Genomic DNA, 17,848 nt, shown 5'->3' on the forward strand with positions numbered 1-17,848 from the left:
ACGGAGGTTCATGTCCCGTCCCACCCAGTAGGGGCAACGAACGAGATCGCGTGAGCCTCGGGGCCGCCGCAAGGGAAGTCGCCCTTCACGAGGACCCGAGCTGTCCCCGTCGTGCGCCGGTCCCCCGCCTGCCGCCAGAACGAGCGCTCCGGCGCCCCACGGATACGCGGGCCTGTCGATTGTGCAGCGAGAAGCGGGGCGGTCCCGGACTCCGCTCCCATGAAGATCCCGTTGCCGATCCCCCGCCGGCGGGAAGGCCGCCGCCTGTCCTCCGATGCGCTGGAACCCCGGGCGCGCCACCGCGCGCGCAGCGCGCCGAACGAGGCGCTCCACCCGGTGGTGTCGCCCTCGATCGAGGTCCTCTGGGCCGAGCGACCGTTCGTCGCCCTCCTGCTCCGCGCCCTCCGCGTCCCCGCACGCGACCTGGAGGATCTCCGCCAAACGGTGCTCCTCGGCGCCTGGGAAGCCATCCGAGCGCGCAGGTACCGCCCGGACCCACGGCGGCACCCGCGCGCCGCGCTGCGCGCATGGTTGCACGGCGTCGTCTGGCGCCAGGTGTCCCATTACCGGGAGCGCGCCTCCGTCCGCCGCGAGATCCTGTGCGGCGCGCCGCCCGAACCCGCCGGCCAGGCGCATGTCGACATCGAGGGAGAGCTCCTCGCCCGCGCCGCGCTCCGCGAGGTCGCCGCGCTCCCCGCGGGCCATCGCGAGGTCCTCCTCGCGGCGGCCGGGCCCCTCAGCCTCGTCGCCTGGGCACGGACGCGCCGCATGAACCCCAATTCGGCCGCCAGCCGGTTGCGTCGCGCCAGGAGGGCGCTGGCTGAAAGGCTCGCCTCACCGAGGTGGCCGTTCGGTGAGCGCGCCGTTCGGTGAGGGCGCCGTTCGGTGACGCTGCTGCCGGGGTGAGGCCTTCGCTCGGCACCCGCTCGGCCGGCCGCGCCGAGCCCGTGTACGATTTCGCAACGAGCCGGGCGGCGTCGCCGGACTACCTATCCATGAAAGAGCCCCGAGCACGCCCAGCGCCCCCTCCTGCGCCCGACCCGGCGCTAGCGCCTGCACCCGCCCAGGAGGCGGCGCCTGCACCCGCCCAGGAGGCGGCGCCTGCACCCGCCCTGGAGGCGGCGCCGGCGCCCGACTCCGAGCTCGCCGTCCCCGATCGGGAGCCTGCGTCCGCCATCGGGTCGTCCCCGCGGCCCTCGTTCGAGGAGGTCTATCAGACCTTGCTTCCATACGTCCTGGCGGTGCTCTGGCGGCTCGGCGTCGCGTCTCGGGATCTTCACGACGTGGCTCACGAGGTGTTTCTCGTCGTTCACCGGCGCCTCGAGGACCACGATCCTTGCCTGTCGCTCAAGTCGTGGGTCGCGGGCATCAGCGCGCATGTCGCCCTTCGCCACCGGGAGCTCGCCCGGAACCAGCGGGAGCTGCTCGCGCTCGACGATGGCGAGCCCATCGAGCTCGCAGACCCCGGGCTCGACGCCGAGCGCCGGGTCGCACAGGTCGAAACCCAGCGTATCGTCCGCGAGCTCATCCAGCGCATCGAGAGGGAACGACGAGCGGTGTTCGTGCTCTACGACCTCGAGGGCAGCGACATGCGCGACATCGCGCAGGCCCTCCAGATCCCCGTGAACACCGCATGGGATCGGCTGAGACGCGCTCGCAGCGAGTTCACGGCCGCGGTCAAACGACTCTCCGCGCGGGACCCGGACGCGCTCGGCCTTCGCCGCCTGCGCTTCGCCCTGGCGCCGTTCGCCCTGGCCGACAGACCCCTGCTGCTCGACGCAGGCGGGGTCCGGCTCGGCCTCTCGCAGGACCTCGCCGGGCCGCTCTGGGCGCGGCTCCAGCGGTCGCTCGCTTTGACAGGAGGGCTGGCCCGCGGCGCGGACAGCCTCGCCGGCGCCCCTGCAACACAGCCCGACGCAGGCGCTACGTCGTCCCACCGGCGCCGCCCCGGGAACGCGGTGGAGGCCGCCGGTGCCACCGGGGAGAAGCGCACGCCGCCGGTCGTCACGATCGCGCGATCCAGGCTCATCAAGGCCGGGGCGGCGCTGTTTGTCTGGGGCGCCGGGGCCGGCGCCGGCCTGGTCTATGCCATGCTCCCGCCGCCTGCTGCGGCGCCGGTGGTGTCCGTCCGCGCCGAGGCCGACGGCGCCGCGCCCGAGCGAGCAGAGCGCGCCGGGGCCCGGCGCAGCGGGGGCGCCGCGGACGGGCGCGCCGTGGCCGCGACCGTCGGGAGCGCTGGATCCCCGGCGGCTGTCGAGATCGCGGCAGCAGGGCCGTCACGCGCCCCCTCCCGCAAGGCGGCTCCGCCCAGCGAGCACCACACGACCGAGGAGAGCGCGTTGCTCAGCAGCGCCGGAATTGCGCTCAGCGAAGGGAAGGCGACAGAGGCGCTCGACGTGCTGGCTTTGCACGAGCGGAGTTACCCGCGCAGCCCGAGAGCCCAGCTGCGCGATGCGCTGGCCATCCAGGCCCTCGTCCAGGCCGGGCGGCGCGCCGACGCCCGCGCGCGCGCCGAGCGGCTCCGCGCGGCGTTCCCTCACGCCGTGTTTCTCCCCGCCATCGAGGCGGCCATCAACAGCCCATGAGGGCCCAGGCATTGGCCCGCACGGGCGCGCGCGGCAGGGGCGTCGAGGGGCCGCGCGGCCTCGGTGTTGCTTTCGCGTCCGAGGACTCGGCCCGCGCTTCGGCCCTCCGCGAGCGGGCGCGCGGGTTCGTCGGGTCCGCTCGCGAGGGAGAACTCCGGTACGGCTGTCCGCCGCGGCCCGAGGACGCCGCCGGCCGGGCCCGAGGCCGTGCAGGTGGTGCTCGACCGTCCGCGGGGCGCGGGCTAGCCTGTACCTATCCCCGATGAGCAAGAAGCTGGACGACGAGTTGGCCCAGGCGCTGTCTCTCGCAGAGCAGCAGGATACGCCGGCGGTGGTGAAGCCGGCCGCGGCGAGCCCGGCGCCGAAGCCGCGCCCGTCGCGCAGCCTCGGCCTGCTGGCGACGCTGCTCGTCATGGTGGGCGCGCTCGTCGCCCTGTTCCTTGTCGGCTTCAAGGAAGCGGCCGTCTACGCGACGCCCGTCGATCAGCTGCTCGCGTCGAAGGACAAGCTCGCCGGCCGCAAGGTCCGGGTCGAGGGCGAGCTCGTGCCCGGCACGCTGGTCAAGCGCGATTCGCCCTGCGAGTACCGCTTCCAGATCCACGGCACGCAGGCGGCGCTGCCCGTGCGCTACGCCCAGTGCGTCATCCCCGACACCTTCCGCGACGTCCCGAGCGGCGGCGTCCAGGTGACCGTCGAGGGCGCGCTCTCGCAGGGCGGCGACTTCGAGGCGAGCCTCGTGATGGCCAAGTGCACCTCGAAGTACGATCCCAACTCGCACGAGATGAAGGGCGGCGCCCAGCCCGGCGAGGGCCCGCTCTCCCTCAAGTGAGCGAACGCGCCCGCCCGCGCGCGGCGCAGCGCCGGCGGGTCGGGTAGCGCTCGTCTTCCCCCGCGCATCCTCCACACTTCGGCGATGATCTCCCGTGACCGCCGGTTGCTGAGCCCCGTGGGCGACGGACGCAGCTCGCCTGTTCCGGGCGATCCGCCCGCGGGCCGCTCCGGCGGCGGCGAGTCGAAGCCGATCGGCCCCATTCTGACGGCGCAGCACGCGCTCACCCTCCTGCCCGGCATGGAGGCGGTGCTGCGCTCGATCTTCCGCGACGTCGAGCGCGCAGAGCGGCGCGTCGACATCGAGACGTACATCTACCGCGACGACCTGCTCGGGAGCGCGTTCGCCGACGTCATGGGGCGGGCCGCGGCGCGCGGGGTGCGCGCGCGGCTCCTCTACGATCCGCTCGGCTCGCACGAGACCGACGCCCCGTTCTTCGACGAGCTCCGGCGCCGCGACATCGAGGTCCGCGCCTACCGCCCCATGGCGCCCGGGCTCGGCCACGGCGGGCTCCTGCCGCGGGATCACTCGCGCGTCATCGTGATCGACGATCACGCCTACACCGGCGGCGCCGCGTGGGGAGACGAGTGGCTCCCGGAGCGGCGCGGGGGCAGGGGGTGGCACGACGTCTGTATGCGCCTCGAGGGCCCCTGCGTCGAAGACTTCGCCTTCCTCTTCGAGCAGCGCTGGCGCGAGGCCGACGGCGGATCCGAGGGGGTGCGCGACTACGCGACGGGGCGCAAGTACCCGGATCTCGAGCTCGTCGCGGACACGCCGGACGACAACGCGCGCGTCTATGCCCGCTACCGCGAGGCGATCCGGCGATCGCGGGAGCGCATCTGGATCGAGAACGCCTATTTCTTCCCGCCCGCCGGGATGCTCAAGGATCTCGTCGACGCGGCCGCGCGCGGCGTCGACGTCCAGATCATCCTCCCCGGCGAGACCGATCTGCCGATCATCAAGCGCGCCGCGCGCGCCGAGCACGCCGCGTGGCTCGATCGCGGCTTCACGATCTTCGAGTACCAGCGGGATGTCCTGCACTCGAAGTTCGCGCTGGTCGACGGCGACTGGTGCACGATAGGCACGTTCAACGCGAACCCGAGCAGCCTGAGCGCCGTCAACGAGGTGAATCTCTTCGTGTTCGATCCGGCGTTCGTCGCGCAGGTGGCGGACCTGTTCTCGCGGGACAGGGCGGACTCGCGGCCGGTGACCCGGGGCACGCTCGCGGCGCGGTCGCTCCGGGGCAAGGCCGCGGACTGGCTCGCTCACGGGGCCTTGAGCCTCCTCGACAAGCTGGTTAAGACATCCCCGGACTGACGCCCGAGGAGGAGGCATTTGAGCCACGATCGCGATCTCGTCGTCCTGACGCAGAACATCTGGGGGGGAGTCGCCCTCTGGGAGCGGCGCCGGACGATGCTTGCCAGGCTCATCGGCGATCTGCGCCCTGGCCTCCTCGGGCTCCAGGAGGTGCACGCGCCGGCGGCGAGCGGCGACCTCGGCCAGGCCGGGGAGCTCTCGCGGCTCGCGGGCGGATACCGGGCCTGGTTCGCGCCGGGCAGGGTCGCCGCGAGCGGCGAGTGCGAGGGGGTCGCGCTGCTCTGCCGGGAGGACATCGAGGTGCTCGATCACTCCGTGGAGGCGCTCACGCTCGATCGCGACGACCCGTTCGAGCGCGACAGCCAGCGCGTCGTCCTGCGCGCCGCGATCCGGCACGCCGGCGCGGTGGTCGACGTGCTCGTCACGCACCTCTCGCTGTCGAAGCGCGCGCGGGCGCGCACCGTGCGCGAGCTCGTGAGCTTCGCCGCGCGCGAGCGTCAGAAGTCGGGGAGCCACGGCGCCGTGCTGATGGGCGACTTCAACGCGCTCCCCAGCGAAGAGGCGGTCTGTTATCTCCAGGCGAGCGCCGGAAACGGCTCCTGGCTCGACGCCTGGACGCAGGCGCACCCCGGCAAAGCGGGCGGCACCTGGCCCGCGGGCCTGCCGCTGCGCCGCATCGATTATGTCTTCGTTCAACCGGGCGAGGGGTGGGCAATCACGCGCTGCGAGCGGGCGCCGTTCTCCGGCTCGGATCACCACGGCGTGGCCGCGTGGCTGCGGCTCGGCGCCTGAAGGGCGGGCCCCGCTCGCCCGGATCTCCAGCAGATCTCGATGGATGAGGCATTCGCGCGCAAACTGTACCCGCTGCGGCGGACCGGGTAGGCTGGCGGCACATGAGCAGGCTGCTGATCTTGGGGGCGACCGGCGGCACGGGCGCCGCGTTGATCCGTCAGGCGCTGGAGGCTGGACACGAGGTCTCGGCATTCGCGCGCACGCCCGCCACCATCCCTGTCCCGCACCATGAGCGGCTGCGCGCGCTCCGCGGCGACATCATGGATGCCGAGCAGGTGTCGCGCGCCGTGTCCGGCCACGACGCCGTCCTCTCGGCCCTGGGGTCGCGCGGCCTGGGTCCGACGCGCGTCTACTCGGACGGCATCGTCCACGTCCTGCGCGCGATGAAGGAGCATGGCGTCCGCCGCCTGATCGCCGTCACCGCCGCGGGCATCGGCGAGGAGCAGCAGCCTGCGCTCTGGTTCCGGCTCCTGGTCAAGCCGATGCTCCGCAACAGGTATTCCGACATGCTGCGCATGGAAGAGGCCCTCCGCCGGAGCGATGTGGCCTGGACCGTCGTGCGCGTCCCCAAGCTCACCGACGGGCGGCTCACCAAGGAGTGCCGCGCCGAAGTCGACCCCTCGCCGCCGGAGGGCTACCTCTTTGGCGGCCCCACGATCTCGCGCGAGGATCTGGCGTATTTCATGCTCTCCCAGCTGGAGAGCGAAGAGTACCTCCGCAAGGCGATCGTCGTGACGTACTGAGGTCGCGGCGCGGTCGTCATCTCTTGACGCAGCCGCGGAGCATCGGTCTGCTGCCGCCCCCGCCGTCGTGGCCAGCCTGCGGCGCGCCCGCGGTGATCGCCACGAATGCCGCGATCGCCGTGATCCTCGCGATGCTGCCGAGCAGAGGCCTCATAAACCATGATTTTCTCCCCCAGGACCGCTCTCCCATGGTTCCTCGGTCTGGCGCTGATTGCCCTGAGCGGGTGCGAGCTGCTCGTCTCAGCGGACCGCAGCAAGATCGATGCACCCGCAGCCGGAGGCAACGGCGGAGAGGGCGGCAGCGGTGTAGAGAGCGGTAGCGGCGGAGAAGGCGGCAGCGGTGGAGAGAGCGGTAACGGCGGAGAAGGCGGCAGCGGTGGGCAGGGCGGCGCGGCCGGCCCGGTGTGCGGCGATGGGGCGGTCAGCGCTCCTGCCGAGGCGTGCGACGATGGGAATCGGACGGCCGGCGACGGGTGCGATCCGGGTTGCGCGATCGAGCCTGGGTTCGCGTGCGCCGGGGCGCCGAGCGTGTGTACGAGCGGGTGCGGCGACGGCGCGCTGGGCGGCGCGGAGACCTGCGATGACGGCGGCGACAAGGACGGCGATTGCTGCTCGCGCGCGTGTCAGATCGAGTCCGGCTGTGAGGTCGAGCCGAACGACGGATTCGCGTCGGCCAACGACGCCTTCGCCATCGCGCCCGGCGGTCGGATCCGCGCGTTCATCGACCCCGAATTCGACGTGGACGTGTTCTCGGTGACCGTCCCCGAGGGGTCGGTAGGGCGCATCAAGGCAGAGACGCTCGATGGCCCGCTGGGCACGACGTGCAGCTCGCTCGGCGTCGATACCCATGTGACGATCTTCGACGCGGGCCTGGCGAGCATCGAGGACAACGACGATGTCGCCGACGACGATACCTGTTCTTTCCTGGCGCTGCGCAAGCTGAGCCCTGGCGAGTATTTCGTCCGCGTGCAGATCTCCCCTGAAGCGGAGCCCGCGACGTTCGACTACACGCTCTCCCTCACGCTGGATACCTCGGTGTGCGGCGACGGCGTGCTGGAGGATCCGGAGCTCTGCGACGACGGCGATACGACCGGCGGTGACGGTTGCAGCGCGGCGTGCGAGCTGGAGCTCCGCTCTCCCGAGGTCGAGCCGAACGACACCGCGGCGGAGGCGGAGGGGCGCGCCGTGCTCCGGCCGAACGTGCTCGTCTCGGCGGCGATCGAGCCCCTCGGCGATATCGACGTCTTCGCCTTCGAGGTGCCGGGCCTCGCGGACGTCCAGCTCGCGACGTTCAGCCCCGGGCGGCTGAACGAGTGCGTCGAGGGAGTCGACACCTTCCTCCAGCTGCTCGACGTGGACGGCGCGACGGCGCTGGCGAGCGACGACGACAGCGGCCCCGAGGCTTGTTCGCTCATCGATTCGAGCGTCGACGACAGGGCGACACGGCTCCAGCCGGGCACGTATTACGTGACCGTCGAGGAGTTCAACAACGACGCCTCCATCCCCGGGTACGACCTCCTCGTCGCCTTCACCTCGCTCTGCGGCAACGGGGTGATCGAGGAAGGCGAGGCGTGCGACGGCGGGGAGCGGTGTTCCTCGGAGTGCGCGCGGAACCCCGTGTGCGGCGACGGAGCCATCGACGGCGGCGAGGCGTGCGACGACGGCGGGACCGAGGGCGGAGATGGCTGCAGCGCCGCGTGCCAGCTCGAGGGGACCGTCCCGGAGATCGAGCCGAACGACGCGCGAGGCCAGGCCACCGCGGGTCGGGCGACCGCGGCGGGGGCGCTGTTCACCGCGTCGATCTCTCCGCCGGGAGAGGCCGACTTCTTCGCCGTCGACGTCCCCGGCCTGGCCGAGCTGGAGGTGGAGACCTTCGACGCGACCGGCCCGACGTCGTGCCGCGGTATCGACACAGCGGTGCAGCTCCTCGGGCCCGACGGCGCCGTGATCGCCGAGGACAACGACGGCGGCGAAGCCAGGTGCTCCCGTATCCGCGCCGCCGTCACCACGCCGGGCGTCTACTACGTGCGCGTCCAGGACTATGGAGGAGACTCCATCGCTGGATATACCGTGCGCGCGCGGACAACGGCCGTCTGCGGCGACGGCGTGGTCGAGGGCCTGGAGGAGTGCGACGGCGGCGCCGCGTGCGGGGCGACGTGCCAGCGCGTCCCGGTGTGCGGCGACGGCTTCATCGACGAGCCCGAGGTCTGCGATGACGGCAACACCGGAGGCGGGGATGGCTGCGACGCCGCATGTCGGATCGAGGGGGCGATCGCCGAGATCGAGCCCAACTCGACCCCTGCCGAGGCCGAGGCGAACGGCGCTGTTGCGCCGGGAGCGCTCGTGTCCGGCGCGATCGAGCCGGACAGCGATGTCGACCTGTTCGCCCTGCAGGTCACGACCGTATCCGATCTCCGGCTCGAGACCTTCGACTCGAGCGGCCCAGCGCGGTGCGCCGAGGGCGTCGATACGGTCCTCTCCCTCCTCTCCCCGGAGGGGGCGACCGTGCTCGCCTCCGACGACGACGGCGGGATCGGCGCCTGCTCGCTCATCGACTCGAGGAGCCCCGGCGGGGCCGCGGCGCGCCGCCTGGATCCCGGGACATACCATGTCCGGGTCAGCGGCTTCCCGGAGCAGCCGGGGGCCCGCTACACGCTGCGGATCTCGCTCGACGCCTCGTGCGGCGACGGCGTGAGGGAGGGCGCGGAGGAGTGCGACGGCGGCGCGGGGTGCAGCGCCCGCTGCGAGAGGCTCCCGGTCTGCGGCGACGGCCTGCTCGACGCGCCGGAGGGGTGCGACGACGGCAATGCCGCGGGCGGCGACGGGTGCAGCCCCGCCTGCCAGCTCGAGGCGGTGACCGCCGAGATCGAGCCGAACGACACCCCCGCGCAGGCCGGGGCGAGCGATCTCGTGATCTCGGGCGACGCGCTCCTCGCGGCGAGCCTCGCAGCGGGCGGCGACAGGGACGTGTTCCGCCTGAGCTTGCCTGTCGCCTCGGTCGTGCGCCTCGAGGTCTTCGACGGCACCGCGGCGGGCTGCGAGGGAGGCCTCCTCACGACGCTCCGCGTGCTCGACGCGGCGGGCGGGACGGTCGCGACGGACGAGGGGCTCTCCGACGCAGCGTACGCGGGCGGCATCGGCGGATGCTCGGCGCTCGTCGTGGCGTTGCCTTCCGGCGACCACGACGTCGAGGTCGCGGCGCGCGAGGGCGGCGCGGAATTTCCGCTCTACCTCCTCCAGGCCAAGATCCTCGCGCCGGCGGGCGCCGAGGAAGAGCCGAATGGCACCATCGCCATCGCGAGCAAATCCGTCGGATCCGACGGGTTCATCGCCGGCGCGCGGACGACCGACGATTTCGACTTTTACGCCGTGGATGTCCCGGAGGGCCGGTCGATCCGCGCGGAGATCATCGAGGGCGGCGAGGAGGCGTGCGAGTCGCTCGAGATCGACAGCCGGCTGTCGCTGCTCGACGCCGCGGGCTCGCTCATCGCGGACGATGACGACGGCGGCCGGGGCAACTGCTCGCTCCTCGACGGAGCCGGGGACGCCCCGCGCCACCCCGGGGCTCACGCGCTACCGGCGGGGCGGTACTTCCTCCGCGTCCGCGCCGCGTCTGGCGCCTCGGGCACCGCGGCCCTCTTCGAGTACCGGCTGGCCGTCACGCTCCGCTGACGAGCGCGGACGCCGCCGGACGTCCGGGATCACCGGTGGCCCCGTCCGGCCGGGACGGGGCGTGTCCGCCGCCGCGCGCCGCGCGCCGCCGGGAGGCCGGGACGCACCCGCCGCCGCGCGATGATTTGATTCGATGTCTCGATATCCCATCATCGCGAGACTGCCGCGCTCCGTCGCGCTGCCGCGCGGTGTGGCTCCGCGGTGCTCATCGGAGCCGCATGGGGGGGCCATACCCACAAGCGTCGGTAGGTAGGTAGATCGAGCGCCGCGGGCGGCACGGAGCTGCCTTGTGCCTCGCCCGCGCGTCCGACGCCGCGCGCCGCGCGCCCGCCCTGGCGTTGCCCGGCGATTCCCGCCCTCGGCCGCGCCTCGCGGCGCCGCCGTACATCGCCTCTATCGCGCGGGTGCGTGATACTTCGGCTGGATGTAGGAGCCCGCGGGGTGCGTTCGAGGCAGAGGACATGAGTTTATTGTCGAGGAGTGCCGGTATTCTCCCTGGTTCTAACTCCGTCCTGTTTTTGACCGGAAAGATGCCAGTCAAAAGTGCTTGCGTGAGACCGCGGGGAGAATAGTCTCCTGTTGTTCGCGTCATGACCTCGGGGCGGGTTCCTCCGGGAGCGTGACCGTGACGGGACGACGACGACGTGCGTCGCTCCCGTCGGGGCACCGCTCTCCTGGCGCTGGCCCCGGGGGATTGCATCCCTTGGGTGACGATCTGGATAGGTATCTGCATCAAACTTCACCACAGATTCGATTCCTCGGAGGTATTTCTCATGAAGAATTTCGCTCGTTGGGTGCTCGCTTTCGCAACCGTCACGTCGATCTCGGGCAGCGCCTTGGCCATCCGGAACGACTGTATCTATAACGTGTCGATGAAGACCGGCCTGAGGAAGGTGCCGGTCGGTACGACCGTCTGCCAGCTGGCCGAGCAGGCGGGCACCCCGTTCAACGATGAGTGCGGCTACGTGTGCAAGTGGGGAGTCGTGGCGGCCCCGGGCGCCGCCGTTGCCGCCAACATCTTCCTTCGCCAGCAGACGACGATCGGGAGCAACGACTGCGACTGGAACTCCTTCTATTTCACGGACGGGAGCATCTCGCTCCTGCCCTCTGTGCCGATCCCGCCCAGCACCGTGGCGTTCCCGCCCAGCACCGGCATCACCTCACGGCTCCAGAAGGCGCCTATCTGCAACTTCGTGGGAATGGAGGACGACTTCACCGGCACGATCAAGGCCACGATTCAGTTCTACTCCGCGCTGTCGATGCCCGTGCCGGTCACGTACGCCCCGCACTGCTACTGACGGCGTGCCTTTGAGACCGGTCTTCACTGGGCTCTGAGACGGCGCCCGGCGTCCGACCGATCGGCGAGAGCCTCCCTGCAGAAAGCCCATAGTAACGGCCCCGGGCAGGTCGGGGAGGCGCTCGTCGATCGCGTCGTGCGGATTGGGGAGGGGGCGCCGGCGGAACGCCGGCGGCCCCTTTCTCTTCTCCGCCTCTGCCGAGCTCCCGGCCGCGGGGCTCTAGCCAGGTCAACTTGTCTGGAGGAACAATGATGCAACCGAGTTCGTCGCAACGGAACCCCTCGCGCCGGCCCTTGTGGATCGCCGCCGGATTGCTCCTGGCCGCCCTCGCCGGCGTCGCCCTCTTCCTCGCCTTCCGCTCCGGGGACGAGCAGACCGCCGGGGTGAGTGGCCCGGCCGCCGGGGCCGAGAAGCACGTCCGTTACCGCAACAGGGCGCTCGTGCGCGGCCCGGCGCCGGCGGCGAAGGAGGAGGCGCGGCCCACGATCAGCGGCCTCGTCTATGGCACGGACGGGAACACCCTCGCCGGAGCGACCGTCGTCGCCATGACCTTCGAGGTCGCCGGCAACGTGCTCTCGACCGCGGGCTCCGTGAAGAGCGACGATGGAGGGCGGTTCGAGCTCACGCTCCCGGACGGCACCTATCAGCTGAGCGCGAGCGTCGATGGGTACGGGACCACGTCGACCACGGCGCGCCCCGGCGAGGCGGTGAGCCTCGTGCTGCCGAAGAGCGGCGTCATCGAGGGGCGCGTGCTGGACGAGCGGGGCGAGCCCGTGCGCCGCTTCTCGATCGACATCCTCTCGGCCGTGACGGCGGAGACGCCGGCGACGCCGCCCCTGTTCTCTCGCACGTTCGAGAGCCCGGACGGCTCGTTCCGCGTCGATCAGCTGCCCTCGTGGGACGTCGTCGTCAGGGCGACGGCGGCGGAGTTCGCGCCCGCGTTCTCCACGAACGTCAATGTGCGCGCCGGAGACGTCGAGAAGATGGATCTGACCCTCTCGAAGGGATGTACCTTGAGCGGGCAGGCGGTGGACTCGTCCGGCGCTCCGCTGCCCGGGGTGTACGTGGACGCCGAGTCGCTCTTCGCCGTCGGCGAGCTGAGCAGCCTGTCCATGGAGGCCGCCGCGCAGGCGCAGACCGAGGACGACGGCTCCTTCAGCCTGCCGCACGTGCCGAAGGGCACGATCGTCGTCCGCGGCTATGACGGCAGCAACGCCGTGAGCTCGACCGAGATCGAGATCGCGGGCTGCGACGGCCTGAAGCCGGTGAAGCTCGTGATGTCGCCCGGCGGCAGCCTCTCCGGGGTGGCGCGAGACGCCGAGGGCAAGCCCGTCGCCGGCGCCCGGCTCACGCTCATGCACCGCCCGATCGGCTTCGTGAACACGGTGAGCGACGAGGATGGCAGCTTCAATTTCGACCAGGTCCCGCCCGGCGAGCTCCGCATCATGATGCGGCGAGGCGAGGAGGTGATGCTCGCGGCGGTCGGCATCGAGGAGGGGAAGACCACGCAGCATGACATCTCCTTTGCGCCCCGGGGCACCGGGGAGATCCGCGGCCGCGTCACGGTGGGCGGCAAGCCGCTCCCGGGGGCTCGCCTCATGATGGCCACCCAGATCGGGGACGACGGCGCGATCGGCATGTTCTACCCCGTCACCGCGGAGGACGGCTCGTTCCGCGCGTCCGGGCTCCCGACCGGCGGCTACATCATCAACGTCGAGTCGACGAGCATCGGGACCGGCGTGCAAGTGAAGCCGGGCGAGGTCATGACGGCGGATCTCCAGGTGATCGACCTGCCCAGCATGAAGGGCAAGGAGGCCGATCTCCCGCTGCGGTAGCGAGGGCAGCGCCAGCGGCGATCTCCCGGCTGTCCGGAGGCGGAGCCTCCTGGACGGCCGGTCCGCGTTTTCAGGTCACTCCGCCGGGGTGATGGTCAGCGTGAACGGCCCCGAGGAGGCGGCGTTGTAGCTGTCGACGAAGATGTCGATCGGCTGGCCTGCCGTCGCCTTCACCGTGATCGACTCGGGCCACCCGGACTCGAAGGGATCATCCACGCAGGCGAGCTCGCTGCCCTGGTCTGCGCAGTCGCTGCGCGCGTAGAGGACGACATCGGCGTGGCCCTCCGGCGTCGCGGTGATCGTCAGGTCGCCGCTCTCCTCCGGGGTATACCGGTACACGCGCTCCCCGCCTTCGCCGCCGCACGACGCCGTGACGCCCTGCGTGCCCTCGGAGGTGTCGCCCACCGTCGTTGCCTCCGTGAGCGTCGCCGCGGCCGCGCACAGGGGCTCCAGGTTCACCTTGCACTCGCCGCTGCACACGTTGTCATCCACGGCGTCTCCGTCGTCGCACTCCTCCGTGCCGACGCGCGCTCCGTCCCCGCAGATCTCCTCCGCGAAGGACACGTCGAGCGTATACGACGCGTCCATCCCGTTCTTGCCCTCGATGAAGATGAAATAGGTCTGACCGGCCTCGGTGAGGAGCTCCAGCGGGGCGTCTTCCGGTGCGAACGCAGGGACGCAGCCGAGCAGCGTCGCCTCGTCGTCGCAGCTCTCCCGGATGTACCAGTCGAAGTCGGCTTCCGGCGCCGTCGCCGTCGCGGCGATCTGGACCGCGCCCTTCGCCGGCGCGACGAACCGGAAGACCCGCTCTCGCATGCCCGTGCCCGTGACGGACGTGGTGATACCAGGGCAGAGCGCCGCGAACAGGTTGGTGCCGGCCTCCGTCGTGCCGGTGTACCTCCCGCCCTCCGAGACGTCGGTGGCCTCCGCGCACGCCGCGGCGACGCCCTCGACGCACGCTGCCTTCGTCGAGCAGTCGCGCTCCTCGCAGTCCTGCAGGCCGTCCTTGTCCTCGTCCTCGGCGCTGTCGCAGATCTCACCCGTCGAGACGCAGAACGCGGAGTCCTCGTCGCAGGCGCTCTTGCACTGCGCGTCGTCGTCGCAGCCGCCAAAGCACATCGTCCACCCGTCGTCGGTCACGTCGACGCACGTATGCCCCGCCCTCCCGCAGTCGGACGTCTCTTCACAGGACTTGAGACAGAGCGAGAAGCTGCCCTGCGGCAGGCACTCGGAGCCCTCACCGCAGGGCAAGAGCGCCGTGTCGCAGAGCCTTGTGCAGTAGCCGCCCGCCCAGCCGAACTCCTCCTCGGTCAAGCAGAGCCCGCCGAGGCAGTCCTCGTTGACCGCGCAGGCCGCGCCGTCCGCCTTCCCGTCCGGCGCGATGCCCTCGCCGCCGTCACCGCCCTGGCCGCCCTGGCCGCCTGCGCTGGACGCCGCTCCCAACGGAGAGATCTCGTCGTCGTCGCCGCAGGCGGCGAGCGCGAGAGACATCGCTGTGACCGCTGACAGGGGAAGAGCAAGTCGCATGTCGTTCTCCTGAAAGAGAGGTACAGCGCTCGACCACGGAACGCAGCAAAACTTGCGACAACAGCAAAAAGAGCCTGGATTGACTGGAATTGTTACGTCCGGAACGAAATGCGGTGGTAAGAAAAGAACCCTTACAATCGTTCAATGCTGAGACCGTGACGTTTCAAAAACGAAACCTGTAGGGGATGTCCCTGACGCATGGCCGCAATTCGGGGTGCTACCTAGGGGTCGTCCGGATGGCACGGTCAGTGCTTCATGGGAGGCAGCGCCGCCGGCGTGGCCTTCGCCCCCCTGAGGCCCCGGCGGCGCTGTCTTTTTGTCGATCGTCGTCTCGCCGATCGCCGTCGCCACGCCTGAGCCCACTGGCTCGCTGCGCCACGCCGGGCGCGATGGACACGCGGCACGCGGTGATCGAGCGCCGGATCGAGCGCCGATCTCCGTGGCGTTGTATGGTCCCGCCGCCCCATGGCGACGAAGCTCATCGCTCCCTCGAGCCACCCCCCGAATCAGAAGTTCGAGTGCCGCGACTGCCCAGCTCGGTGCTGCCGGATGCCGTGGAACATCCGCTTCAGCGGCGACGAAGCCAGGCGGTACCTCGCCGAGCCCTGGGTGCGGGAGCGCGTCGGGGAAGAGGGGGCCCTCGTCATCGGGCGCGGCGTGTTGCCCGTGCGGGAGCGGGATCGCCAGCTCCAGTGCGTCTTCCTCGACGACGACATGCTCTGCAGCATGCAGAAGCGGTTCGGCCACGAGTACATCCCGAAGTCGTGCCAGGCGTTCCCGTTCGGGTTCGTCCGCGACGAGAAGGATGTCGTCGTCGCGCAGCTCTCCCAGCTGTGCCCGTCGATCCGCGACAACTACGGCAAGCCCGTGGATCGCCAGCTCAAGGCGAAGCTCCAGCAGCGAGGCGACACGGAGCGGATGTCGACGGCGCTGGCGACGCTGAGCGGCGTGATCCTCCCCCAGCCGCTGTATCTGCGCGCCGCGAGGCACTGGGAAGAGCAGCTCGCGACCGGCGCGTCGCCGGCGTCGACGCTGGCGCGGCTCTACGACTGGACGGCGGCCTTCGAGCGCGCTCTCCCCCAGGGCCAAGGGCGCGCGACGGACGCCTCGGCCGACGCCGCCCTCGGGCAGGCCGGCAAGGAGGAGCCCGAGCCGCTCGCGCCCCGCAAGAAGCCCTCTTTCTATGCGCGGGTGCTGTTCGCCTATCTCCTCGGCAACCTCTGCTATCCGTCGCGGGTCCGCGAGCCCCACCGGGTCGAGAAGGCCTCGTGGACGGAGCTCCAGGCGCTGCGCAGCTTCGGGAACAAGGCCGCCTGGATGCTCGGGAGAGGCACCGTCGATATGATGTTCGTCCCCAGGCCGTTCAAGCTCCAGCGGGTGAGCACGGTCGATCGCTTCCTCGCCGGCGACGAGGGGGCCGCCGTGAAGGACTACCTGCGCCTCGTGCTCCAGCGCCGGCACATCTTCTCGGCGCCGAGGCACCTCCTGGCGGCCGTGCTCGACCTCTCGCTGGCCACCGTCGTGATCTCCCGCTTCGCCCGCTGCCGCGCCGCGGCGGATGGCAGGGTCAAGGTCTCCCTGGAGGACGTGCGGGAGGGCATCAGCGTCGCCGAGCTCGTCCTCCTGAGCCACGCGGCCCTCTCGGAGCAAGGCACGCTCATGAAGAACCTGCGCTGGCTCCTGCTCACGAAGCGCGAGAGCTTCCGGGCCCTCCTGGCGACCGAGGCATAGGCCCATCGCCCGCCTGGTTGGGTCGGCTACCGAGACAGGCTCTTAGCACCTCGCGTCAACGTCAGGCCGGGCTCGCTTCACCGCCGACCGCGACTATTCTCGCGCCCACCGGGCCAGCTGGCCCATGGAGGCACGCGCATGATCGTCATGAAGTTCGGCGGCAGCTCGGTCGAGAGCCGCGCGCAGATCGAGAAGGTTCTTCACATCGTCAGAGCTCGCCTGGCCCGCCGCCCCGTCGTGGTGAGCTCCGCTCACAAGGGCATGACCGACGCGCTGATCAACGCCGCCAAGGCCGCCGCCACGGGGCGGTTCGATCCCTCCGTCCCGGTGAACAAGCAGCGCGCGGTCTCCGAGTCGCTCGGCTGCGCGCCCGACCTCCTCGCGCCCTTCTACGAGGAGATCGCCGATCTCCTGCGCGGCATCAGCCTCGTCAAGGAGCTCAGCCCGAGGAGCCTCGACTACATCGCGAGCTTCGGGGAGCGCATGGCCGTGCGGTGCATCGCGGACTTCTTCGCGAGGAGCGGCGTGCCGGCCCGCGCCTACGACGTCTGGGACCTCGGCTTCATCACCGACGCGAACTTCGGCCGCGCGCGCCCGCTGCCCGGCTTCGACGCCCGGATCAAGGCCATGTTCGCCGAGCGCGTCCCCGAGGGGATCGTGCCGATCGTCACCGGCTTCGTCGGCCGCAACGAGGCCGGCGAGATCACGACCGTCGGCCGCAACGGGAGCGACCTCACGGCCACGCTGGTCGCGGCGGGGCTCGGCGCCGAGGAGGCGCAGATCTGGAGCGACACCGACGGCGTGATGACCGCCGACCCGAGCGTCGTGAAGACGGCCCGGAACATCCCCACGATGCGCTTCGAAGAGGCCGCGGAGCTCGCGTTCTTCGGCTCCCGCGTCCTGCACCCCTCCACGCTCCTGCCCGCCATGGAGAGGGGCATCCCGGTGCGGGTGCTCAACACGAACCGGCCGGACCACCCCGGCACGGTCATCGACTTCGACACCGACGCCGCGTCCCCGGCCGTGACCTGCATCGCCTACCGCGAGCGGCAGGTCGTGCTCAAGATCAGCTCGACCCGGATGTTCGGCGAGGTCGGCTTCCTCGCGCAGGTGCTCGCCGTGCTGGCCCGGCACGAGGTCGTGATCGACGTGATCACCACGTCCGAGGTCTCGATCTCGATGACCACCGACGACCTCGGGAAGCTCAGCCGCGCGCTCCCCGAGCTCGAGCAGTTCGGCGCCTGCGAGGTCCTGCCCAACCGGACGACCCTCGTGATCGTCGGCCAGGGCATGCCCAGGCAGAAGGGCGTCGCCGCGCAGGTGCTCGACGCGATGGCCCAGGCCGGCGTCAACGTCGAGATGCTCAGCTACGCCACGGGCAGCGTCAACCTGTCGATGGTCATCGAGGACGCGCACGTCGCCTCCGCGGTCGGCGTCCTGCACCACTCCCTCTTCGAGAAGGCGCGGTGACGTCCCCTGGCGCGGCGAACCGACTGAACCTCGAGAAACAGGAGAGATT

Annotated in this window: 13 protein-coding genes; 11 read left to right on the top strand and 2 right to left on the bottom strand. The window is 71.2% G+C overall.

Going from position 1 to position 17,848, the window contains the following annotated elements; translation table 11 throughout:
• The first annotated feature begins 219 nt into the window (after positions 1-219).
• The 6 genes from WMF12_RS48255 to WMF12_RS48280 all read left to right on the top strand — a co-directional run bounded on the left by WMF12_RS48255 (position 220) and on the right by WMF12_RS48280 (position 6,266).
• Positions 220-873: a sigma-70 family RNA polymerase sigma factor gene (locus tag WMF12_RS48255; RefSeq protein WP_437857999.1), complete on the top strand. Its 654-nt coding sequence runs from the start codon at positions 220-222 to the stop codon at positions 871-873.
• 122 nt (positions 874-995) lie between these two features.
• Positions 996-2,585: an RNA polymerase sigma factor gene (locus WMF12_RS48260; RefSeq protein ID WP_437858007.1), complete on the top strand. Its 1,590-nt coding sequence runs from the start codon at positions 996-998 to the stop codon at positions 2,583-2,585.
• 262 nt (positions 2,586-2,847) lie between these two features.
• Complete coding sequence (locus tag WMF12_RS48265; RefSeq protein ID WP_437858013.1) at positions 2,848-3,414, top strand: cytochrome c maturation protein CcmE; 567 nt, start codon at positions 2,848-2,850, stop codon at positions 3,412-3,414.
• An 84-nt stretch (positions 3,415-3,498) separates the two neighbouring features.
• Complete coding sequence (locus WMF12_RS48270; protein WP_437858025.1) at positions 3,499-4,731, top strand: phospholipase D-like domain-containing protein; 1,233 nt, start codon at positions 3,499-3,501, stop codon at positions 4,729-4,731.
• An 18-nt stretch (positions 4,732-4,749) separates the two neighbouring features.
• Positions 4,750-5,523: an endonuclease/exonuclease/phosphatase family protein gene (locus tag WMF12_RS48275; RefSeq protein WP_437858038.1), complete on the top strand. Its 774-nt coding sequence runs from the start codon at positions 4,750-4,752 to the stop codon at positions 5,521-5,523.
• A gap of 101 nt (positions 5,524-5,624) precedes the next feature.
• Positions 5,625-6,266: an NAD(P)-dependent oxidoreductase gene (locus WMF12_RS48280; protein WP_437548267.1), complete on the top strand. Its 642-nt coding sequence runs from the start codon at positions 5,625-5,627 to the stop codon at positions 6,264-6,266.
• Positions 6,267-6,282: 16 nt separating this feature from the next.
• On the opposite strand, the gene WMF12_RS48285 is transcribed toward WMF12_RS48280, so the two are convergent.
• Entirely contained in the window at positions 6,283-6,420 is a 138-nt protein-coding gene (locus tag WMF12_RS48285) for a hypothetical protein (protein ID WP_437858059.1), read from the bottom strand.
• Between the two features lie 5 nt (positions 6,421-6,425).
• Between WMF12_RS48285 and WMF12_RS48290 the strand changes: the two genes are divergently transcribed.
• The 3 genes from WMF12_RS48290 (at position 6,426) to WMF12_RS48300 (ending at position 13,071) form a co-directional block, all read left to right on the top strand.
• A complete protein-coding gene (locus WMF12_RS48290; RefSeq protein WP_437858071.1) occupies positions 6,426-9,938 on the top strand; it encodes a DVUA0089 family protein in 3,513 nt (1,170 codons plus the stop codon).
• A gap of 872 nt (positions 9,939-10,810) precedes the next feature.
• Positions 10,811-11,236: a hypothetical protein gene (locus tag WMF12_RS48295; RefSeq protein ID WP_437743447.1), complete on the top strand. Its 426-nt coding sequence runs from the start codon at positions 10,811-10,813 to the stop codon at positions 11,234-11,236.
• 251 nt (positions 11,237-11,487) lie between these two features.
• The gene (locus tag WMF12_RS48300) at positions 11,488-13,071 is read left to right on the top strand and encodes an MSCRAMM family protein (RefSeq protein ID WP_437858104.1); all 1,584 of its coding nucleotides are present in this window, start codon (positions 11,488-11,490) and stop codon (positions 13,069-13,071) included.
• Positions 13,072-13,146: 75 nt separating this feature from the next.
• On the opposite strand, the gene WMF12_RS48305 is transcribed toward WMF12_RS48300, so the two are convergent.
• The gene (locus tag WMF12_RS48305) at positions 13,147-14,598 is read right to left on the bottom strand and encodes a hypothetical protein (protein ID WP_437858115.1); all 1,452 of its coding nucleotides are present in this window, start codon (positions 14,596-14,598) and stop codon (positions 13,147-13,149) included.
• A 465-nt stretch (positions 14,599-15,063) separates the two neighbouring features.
• Here WMF12_RS48305 and WMF12_RS48310 point away from each other — a divergent pair, with 465 nt between their 5' ends.
• Together WMF12_RS48310 and WMF12_RS48315 are read left to right on the top strand one after the other, a co-directional pair.
• Entirely contained in the window at positions 15,064-16,329 is a 1,266-nt protein-coding gene (locus WMF12_RS48310; RefSeq protein WP_437858123.1) for a YkgJ family cysteine cluster protein, read from the top strand.
• Positions 16,330-16,467: 138 nt separating this feature from the next.
• Positions 16,468-17,799 (top strand): aspartate kinase, encoded by a 1,332-nt coding sequence (locus tag WMF12_RS48315; RefSeq protein WP_437743451.1) that lies wholly within the window; start codon positions 16,468-16,470, stop codon positions 17,797-17,799.
• Positions 17,800-17,848 lie beyond the last annotated feature (49 nt).

The organism is Sorangium sp. So ce363 (assembly GCF_051520435.1).
In the GTDB taxonomy this organism is placed as follows: domain Bacteria; phylum Myxococcota_A; class Polyangia; order Polyangiales; family Polyangiaceae; genus Sorangium; species Sorangium cellulosum_B.